This is a genomic window from Absicoccus porci, assembly GCF_003725415.1.
Taxonomy (GTDB): Bacteria; Bacillota_I; Bacilli_A; order Erysipelotrichales; family Erysipelotrichaceae; genus Absicoccus; species Absicoccus porci.
The window spans coordinates 230,112-238,261 of record NZ_RJQC01000002.1; the positions used below are offsets into that span (position 1 = coordinate 230,112).

Below are 8,150 nucleotides of genomic sequence, written 5' to 3' on the forward strand. Positions count from 1 at the left end.
GTTTTATATGCACATCGTATCACAAGTTAAAATTGTATACAAGTACAACTTGTTTTTTTACCTTTTTTTATTGCATTTTTACCATTATAATTGTGTAAAAGAGAGGATCACGAACATGAATGAAGAAGAACTTCGAGACATATTCGCAAATAATTTAACTTACTATATGAAAATGTATAGATTAACACAATCGGAAGTAAGTAAAATCACGGGAGTTAGTCAACAATCGGTATCCAATTGGATCAATGGCAAACAAATGCCTCGTATGGGTGTGATCGAGAAATTAGCGAATTATTTTCATATCAACAAATCCAATTTGCTTGAATCTTCCCACGAACAAACAAATGATCTTTTTCATATGTCTATGCACCCCGTTCCAATGCTCGATATCCATTCTCCTGATTCTGAACTTCCAAAAGAAAATTCGATATTGTACGAAACAAAGGATACAGAAAAAGCCGATTGTTGTCTGAAAATGCCGGATGACAGTATGATCAATGCCCGTATTCATGAGGGAGATATCGTATTTGTACACAAACAAGATACGGTAAACAATGGGGAAATAGCTGCCATCATCCTAAATAATACAGCATCATTAAAAAGGTTCTATTATTATAAAGATAAGAAATTCATTGTATTGCGGCATGATAATCCTAAATATGAAGATATTATCTTGACCGAAGATGGATTTGATACCATACAAATCATAGGAAAGGCCATTGCTTTTCAAAGTAAAATTTAATAAGCACACACGTGCTTTTTTTTTGTGCATTCGCGAAAATTTAATTCCCTTTTATGGAAAGGAGAAAGTTATGTGTTGTAAAGAATCATTTATCACAAGTGATATGAAAGAAAGCGTTGATTTCTGTTTCAGAGTACAAGATGATCGCATGATTGATTCTCGCATTCATAAAGGAGATATCGTGTTTGTACATAAACAAGATTCGGTCAATAATGGTGAAATTGCGGTAGTTACCCTAGATGATACCATTATATTAGTTCGTTTTTATTATTATGAAGAAAAGAAATTGATTTTATTGAAACAAGATAATCCAAAGTATGAGGATATTATCCTTACGGAAGATGAATTCTCAAAAATCAAGATCATTGGAAAAGCCATTGTTGTGCAAAGCAGGATTGAATCAATTTAGGTAGTACAAGAAATGTTAATAAGAAAATAAACACTTTAGAATTTTGGATTCGCTACATCAAAAAAATTCCTATAAGCTTTGTGATAACAGACTTATAGGAATCCATTTTTGAATATTTATTTGTTAAAATACGGCTAGAAGAAAATTTTCAAATTCAGATGACTACCCTTCATTAGAACTGAAAAAAAATCATTCCGCTTAGCACATATCCAATAGTAACAATGGCAAACACAACATCTACTGGTCCCTTCTTGATGATTTGGTAACAGGTTCTATCATCATCTCCATCAAATCCTTTGGATTCCATGGCCATCGCCAGATTTTCGGACCAACAAATACAATTGACCAAAACCGCAAAAAATGGTTTCAATGACCAAGCAGAAAGGCGAACACCTCGTACCCGATAGGCCAACTTTGCATCGTCCAGTTCTTTTGCGATATTCGGCATCAGATGAAAGGCTGCCAAAATACCATACGCAAATTTGGGTTTCATATGCGCCTGCTGCATCAGACTAAAGATAAAATCCTCTCCCTTTGTCGTAACTGCAAAAAGTAAGCCAAGTCCAGCAAAACTGAGAACTCTGGTTGAGAGTTGCAAGGCATTGTAAAGAGAAGTCGCTGCTGATGTCATAGCCGAAAAATTATAACTCGTAAAGGTACCTGCTTTTGGTGTTTGCACCGTGCCTGAATGAAGAAAACCAGCCATAAAAAGCGACATGGCAGCTATACCAACTGGAATCAATATCTTTGCCACCGTACTCTTTTTGGCATCAGAAAAACCGAAAATCAGAACCATCGAAATCACAAAAAGTGACATATTCAGGATGACCGAATAATTAAAAGATAAAAGAATCCCTGTAATAAGAATGGTCATCGCTTTATAAAAAGGATTTAATTTTTCCATCATCGATATCTGCCATGCTCCTTTCTTTCAATATTCCATCCTGAACCAAATAACAAGTATCTGCATAGTCCTGAACCACTGCCAGATCATGTGTTGTGAGCACAACCGTGAGTCCTTCTTCTTCCACCCTGTTTCTAAGCATAGTCATGATTTCTTTTGTCATCGCATCATCCTGTCCATATGTTGGTTCATCGAGCAGAAGAACCTTTTGTGTACCCGATAGAATCGCAAGCACGGCCAATCTTCTCTGTTGCCCCTGACTAAGCATATACGGAGAATAACGAACAAATCTCTCAAGATGAAATGCCTTCAATAAATCTTTTGCCTTCTTTTCAAGCGAGTCCGGATTTCTCTCTGTAGTTTTCAAGCCTTCTTCAACTTCTTGCAGTACATTCTGCGTGATGAACTGATTGGATGGATTCTGAAAAACAATACCGACCTGCTGGAATCGTTTTGCCGACGACATCTTCTTCACTTCGTTTCCTTCCAGACAAATGGATCCGTCATATTTCTGCTGTCCCAGTATGGCCCGGAACAATGTTGTCTTGCCACTTCCTGAAGGACCGAGAATAGCCGTGATTCGACCTTTTGGAAAAATTGCTTCTACACCACTAAGAATAGGTGACTTACAAGTATGCCGTTTTTTTCCTGCATAGATTGAAGCACTCTGCAAAGTAATAGATGGGATAGATACTTGTCCACTAAGATCAGGATGTGTTCCTTCGTGCCGATCGTATGGCCATCGCAAACCTTCTCTGCGAAAAAGCGATTCATACTGCGTCAAAGTCTCTCTCGTAATTCCTGCACAAATTGTTCCTCTGCTATCCATAACCTTTAACTCATCAAAATAATCCATGAAATAGTCAAGACTGTGATCGATGATTAGAATGGTTGTTCCATCTTCTTTGTTTTTCTTGATCAACAGATCACGGATTTTTCTTGCCCATTTCATGTCAATATTGCCAAATGGTTCATCCAGCACGATCAACTTCGATTGCAAAAGAAAAATGCAAGTCAGTTCAGCCTTCTGTTTTTCTCCACCGGAAAGTGTGAAGAGATCCCGATCCAGAAAATTGGTCATACCCGTTGCTTCTGCCGCTTTTTCAATTCTGGCATCCATCTGTTCGCGAGGACAAGAAAGGTTCTCCAGACAAAATCTCATCTCTTTACGTAGTGTCCGCATGCAAAATTGCAAATCTGGATTTTGAAACATCATAGAAACATGAGCTGCCCGTTCTGGAAAAGGATATCCTTCGATTGGTTTTCCAAAAAGTTGGATGCTCCCATCTTCCAGAAAACCTCCGTTTTCCGGATAAAGACCAGAAAGAAGAGCCGCTAATGTACTTTTTACACAACCGCTTCTACCCATCAGAACAGTAATCGTTCCTTTCCGAACCGTCATGCTGCATCCATCGAGAATATTTTTTCGATTCTGTTGAAAATATCTAAAACGAACATTATGGCAAGAAACAGCTATTCCCTGTTCTGTCATTGAATCTTTCGGATTCTGCTTAGTTTGCAGATGCATCCGAAAGGTCCTCATCCATTGGTTGTGATTTTTCCTGTCCTAAAGCATACGCATTCAACACACCGGCCTTCGCAAGACCATCTGCCAAAAGCTTAGTCAACAAAGCAGCAAAAATAACAGCGCTGATTGTACGAATGATGATCATAACGATGATGACCTTTGGCTCCAAAAGATAATATTGAGAACGAATGATGTTCCATGCATAGCCAATCCATGCGGCAAGTTGAACATAATATTCAAGTGGTGCCATCTTGGTCATTCCAAGACGAGATGCACGGTGTGGTCTCCAAATCGTACTAAGCAGAATTACGCCATGATCCGCAAAGAATTCACACAACTTTAGATTGGTTTCCAGGGCTTGTTCTACAGTCAGTGCACCTTCGCCAACAAGTTCTGCACCGTCAACAATCTGTGAGTATACATGTCCTGCGCCAAATACATCGGCAGCTTTCAAAGTTCGATTGATCCACTCGTCATACCCTACCACTTCATTTTTTCCAGGACATCGACGCTCAAACATAGCACAATCAGCCAGCTCGATATTCGGACTATAGGAAGTAATACCCGTTTCCTGTCGGATTCTTCGCACCAGTTCGATGGGATACGCAGGAGCCATCAACCGACAAGGAAAACGACCCGAAAAATTTTGTCCGACCGCTTGTAGAATCCGAATATACCGATTGACTTCGTTCTCAAACGGAATACTTCCTGATGAATCGGATCCACCCGAAAAATAAAGTTCAGAAAAGCGTCCAGGCTCTTTAATAGCTGCCTCTACAATTTCACGGGCATCCGACTCGGCTAAAACCGGATCCGTTTTTCCAGACGTAAAAAAAGCACAAAATGTACATTGTTTTCTCTGCTTCCAAAATTCACATCGTCGGTAAGCGGTAAGTATCAGTTTCTGTGCCCGTACATCCTTCATGGATGCCATGGGATACCACTTGAAGTATTTTGATCAAAGAAATCAGGTCTCTCAACAAACGTGATCCAGTCAATCCTGGATCTGAAAAACATCTTGTTCTTCGCACCAGTCAATTTGATAAGGATCCAGATATGTTTCGCCGTAATTGATATAAACAAACGTACCATCCCTCAGAAGAAAAGGACCGGGAACGACATATTCTTCTTTTTCTCCAAACTGTAGTCCGAAGGCTGCATCCGATAAAAATTGAAGATTCTGTCGCACGATTTCTTTTTTTGCTCTTTTGGTCAGTACTGCTCCATATCGAATCAGACTGAGTTTTAAAAGAACAAATGGCGAAAAATCCGGATGCTCTTTCTGTAATCTTTTAAGTTCGAATCCCTTACTTTGATTTCCTTTTTCCCTATATTCCATCAATACTCCTTTCAAACATAAAAAAACTCCTTCCAAAATGGAAAGAGCTTTCTTCGATTTATCGTCGTAAATGATTTAGAGACAATCACACAAAATGTACGACATACTTCCCTACGCCGGTATGATCCGGATCAGGTATTAAGGGTCAGTGCCCCATCCAAAAGGTTGGATGATGCACACTCTCAGCGGAATGCTCCCCCAGCATTTATTTATAAAATTTACATCACTTACTGTACGTCATTATTTGCTATTGTCAACGTTTCATCCGCATCTTCCTTTTACCGGATATCAGAAATTTAATGATCAAACCTATTCTATATGATGCCCAATCGCTCAAAAAGAATTCGAATAAAAAGGACAATCAATACACCAATGATGGCCGGCTTAACAATCTTTGAACCACGACTCATCACAAGTCCAGATCCTATATAATTCCCAATCATACTGCATGCAGCACCCGCCAGTCCTAATGGAATCACGGGTAGTCCATACATTAGAAATATCACCAGAGCGGTAATATTTGTTGTCAAATTAATGACCTTAGCTTGAGCATTCGCTGATTTGATTCCCAAATGTGCAAAAACAGTAAAGGCAATAATCAAAAACGTGCCTGTTCCTGGACCATACATTCCATCATACATACCAATCACAAAAGCGGACAGCGTCGCAACAATGATCGTTCGTATATCCAGTTTTATTTCTTCATTGCCATTATCATGGAACAATCGTCGATTGAGTACAACAAAGGCGGCAACTGGCAAAATGATCATCATAATTGTTTGGAGAATATGTTCACTCATCCCCATCGAAAGGTGAGCGCCCAATGAAGATCCCATAATAGCGGCAATCACCGATAGAATGGCCAATTTCACGTTGATCAATTTATTTTTCATGAAACGAGCTGTGGTCAATGTGGTACCACATGTTGAAGATAATTTATTGGTCGCAATCGCTAGATGTGGTGATAATCCCGCAATCATAAATGCTGGAAGAGATATTAATCCGCCACCACCAGCCATTGAATCAATAAGTCCAGCAAGAAATAGACAGGGGCAAACAATTAAAAACATGATGGGTGTTACATTCATTCTTTGTCCTCCAATTTCTCCAAGAGAAAGTATAGCATAGCTTTTTATATAAGCATTGCTTTCTTTTTAAAACTATAATTTGACATGATAAGAGCTGTCTCCAATTGGTTAGATTTTTGGTCCAACTTTTTGGGGACAGCTCAAAATGGTACATTTCATATTAACGCTAACAGATGAAGCATTGCAGATAACAGAACTGAATGCCGTTTACAATCAAAACATGGAGAATATTCCAATGGATATGAATAAGTCGGATTGCCATATAGAGGAATCTCCCACTAAGGATGCGGATCCAGATATATTCCTACCAGAGAGCTGATTAAAAACCTTTATCATGTGAACCAGAAGGATGCAGACATGATTTTTCTGTATCAATTAAATGAAAGTTTTGCGGTCAACCAGGCTCTTGGATGGGAGAAGGGAGCAAATTGGTATCATACGCAGGAAATGATTCATCGTTTTTTAAGCCGGGGCCTTCAGCATATAAAGGAAAATGAATAGGATATTTAATGCACGATTAACTTATGCCCTACTCTTTAAAAAGTAAAGGGTTTGTCAAGAAAAGTGTGTATTTAATATTTTATAGTCGATTTTGATAAGTTCTCGATCTTGTTTTTAAAATGATGTTTTATGCCGAGAAAACTTGTTTATAATGATCGACCCTAAGGTATGCTTAAAACGGCCAGCTGAAAATTGATTTTTTTGACTGGCCGTTTTTTCGGGTTCTTAGGGGCGGAGTCTCATTGTAAACAAGGAACTTGGAATATATATCATTTCAAGATTCAGTATTGAATGTACTTTTCGATACGATCCTTAAACTGATCGTTGACCAACAATTGATTCAATACCATCGACCAATTATTCAAATGTCCTTTGTCCCATTTTTTCTGTAGTTCCTTCACCCGTAAATAGAGCAGCTTGAATACAGCTTCATGATTTGGAAATGACCCTTTTTTCGTCACTTTTCGAAAGGAGGAATTTACCGATTCGATCGCATTTGTCGTATACATGACTTTTCGAACAGCAGATCCATAATCAAACAGCTGTTCTACATGAAGGAAATTCCTTTTCCATACTTCGATCGCTCCAGGATATTGTTTCCAGTTGTCGCAGAATGTGTCGAACGCAGTCTTAGCTGCTTTTAGTGAAGAGGCTCCATATACTTTTTTAAGATCGGCAGTGAATTTTTTGTAGTCCTTGGTTGGTACATATCGGATGGAGTTCCGAATCAGATGAACGATACATCTTTGTACGACAACTCCGGGGAAAATAGCTTTGGCACCCGATTCAAGACCGGATACGCCATCCATAGAAATGAAAAAGATATCTTCGACTCCTCGTGCCTTGATCTCATCAAATACCTGCATCCAGTAGTTCTTTGATTCCGTGGAATCCATCCACAAACCAAGAATTTCCTTTTGTCCCTGCAGGTCATACCCAAGAATCACATAAACGGCTTCTTCTTTGGCTTCATAATCGTTTCTGACAGAAACATACATACAGTCGACAAAAACAAATGGGTAACATTTTTTGAGCGGTCTGTTCTGCCATTCTTCCACTTCCGGAAGGATAGCATTGGTTATATCCGAGATCATATCATGGGATACTTTAAAACCATAAATATCCTCGATCGTTGATGAGATATCCCGTTGTGACATTCCACGTGCATACATGGATAATACCTTTCCTTCGATATCGGAAACATCCTTTGATCGTTTGGGAACAATGACTGGTTCGAAGGATCCATTCCTGTCTCTTGGCGCATTGATTTCTACTTCTCCCATTGTGGTTTTTAAAGTTTTGGGATTGGAACCATTTCTTCTGTTCTTTGTAGATTTTGGCTCTTTTGAATTGGATTTATAACCAAGATGATTGTCCATTTCCCCCTGAAGCATGCCTTCAAACAATGGACCAAAGATTTCTTTGAGAGCATCCTGCATATCGGCTAATGAATCACAGTCATATTCTTTAAGGATTTCATTGGCAATCTTGACAGCGGCGGGATTTCTTTTAATTTTACTCATTTCATTCATTTTCCTTTTTCTCCTTCAACCATATCATGAGATAGGCATAATAAAAACTGTGTTCATTAGTTAGCCGTACGCATCTAACTAACTTACACAGTTTAGATTACACTCTC

General features: G+C 38.8%; 8 protein-coding genes and 1 riboswitch. Of the genes, 2 read left to right on the forward strand and 6 right to left on the reverse strand.

Annotated features, from left to right (window positions below):
* Positions 1 to 115 precede the first annotated feature (115 nt).
* Positions 116 to 742 carry a LexA family protein gene (locus EDX97_RS05910; RefSeq protein ID WP_183164287.1) on the forward strand — a complete coding sequence of 209 codons (627 nt, stop codon included), beginning with the start codon at positions 116 to 118 and terminating at the stop codon, positions 740 to 742.
* A 70-nt stretch (positions 743 to 812) separates the two neighbouring features.
* Positions 813 to 1,151: a LexA family protein gene (locus EDX97_RS05915; protein ID WP_128520250.1), complete on the forward strand. Its 339-nt coding sequence runs from the start codon at positions 813 to 815 to the stop codon at positions 1,149 to 1,151.
* 172 nt (positions 1,152 to 1,323) lie between these two features.
* On the opposite strand, the gene EDX97_RS05920 is transcribed toward EDX97_RS05915, so the two are convergent.
* From EDX97_RS05920 to EDX97_RS05945, 6 genes are all read right to left on the reverse strand, one after another.
* A complete protein-coding gene (locus tag EDX97_RS05920; protein WP_183164288.1) occupies positions 1,324 to 2,055 on the reverse strand; it encodes an energy-coupling factor transporter transmembrane component T in 732 nt (243 codons plus the stop codon).
* Positions 2,030 to 3,598: an ABC transporter ATP-binding protein gene (locus tag EDX97_RS05925; protein WP_128520252.1), complete on the reverse strand. Its 1,569-nt coding sequence runs from the start codon at positions 3,596 to 3,598 to the stop codon at positions 2,030 to 2,032. Before EDX97_RS05925 ends, EDX97_RS05920 begins: the two co-directional genes overlap by 26 nt.
* Positions 3,567 to 4,517 carry an ABC transporter permease gene (locus tag EDX97_RS05930; protein ID WP_128520253.1) on the reverse strand — a complete coding sequence of 317 codons (951 nt, stop codon included), beginning with the start codon at positions 4,515 to 4,517 and terminating at the stop codon, positions 3,567 to 3,569. Before EDX97_RS05930 ends, EDX97_RS05925 begins: the two co-directional genes overlap by 32 nt.
* 60 nt (positions 4,518 to 4,577) lie before the next feature.
* Complete coding sequence (locus EDX97_RS05935; protein ID WP_128520254.1) at positions 4,578 to 4,922, reverse strand: hypothetical protein; 345 nt, start codon at positions 4,920 to 4,922, stop codon at positions 4,578 to 4,580.
* 91 nt (positions 4,923 to 5,013) lie between these two features.
* A riboswitch (TPP riboswitch) is annotated at positions 5,014 to 5,132 on the reverse strand.
* Between the two features lie 104 nt (positions 5,133 to 5,236).
* Positions 5,237 to 6,010, reverse strand: coding sequence for a TSUP family transporter (locus EDX97_RS05940; RefSeq protein WP_128520255.1), 774 nt, complete (start codon positions 6,008 to 6,010; stop codon positions 5,237 to 5,239).
* Between the two features lie 782 nt (positions 6,011 to 6,792).
* Positions 6,793 to 8,034, reverse strand: coding sequence for an IS256 family transposase (locus tag EDX97_RS05945; RefSeq protein WP_420884680.1), 1,242 nt, complete (start codon positions 8,032 to 8,034; stop codon positions 6,793 to 6,795).
* Between the last annotated feature and the right edge of the window lie 116 nt (positions 8,035 to 8,150).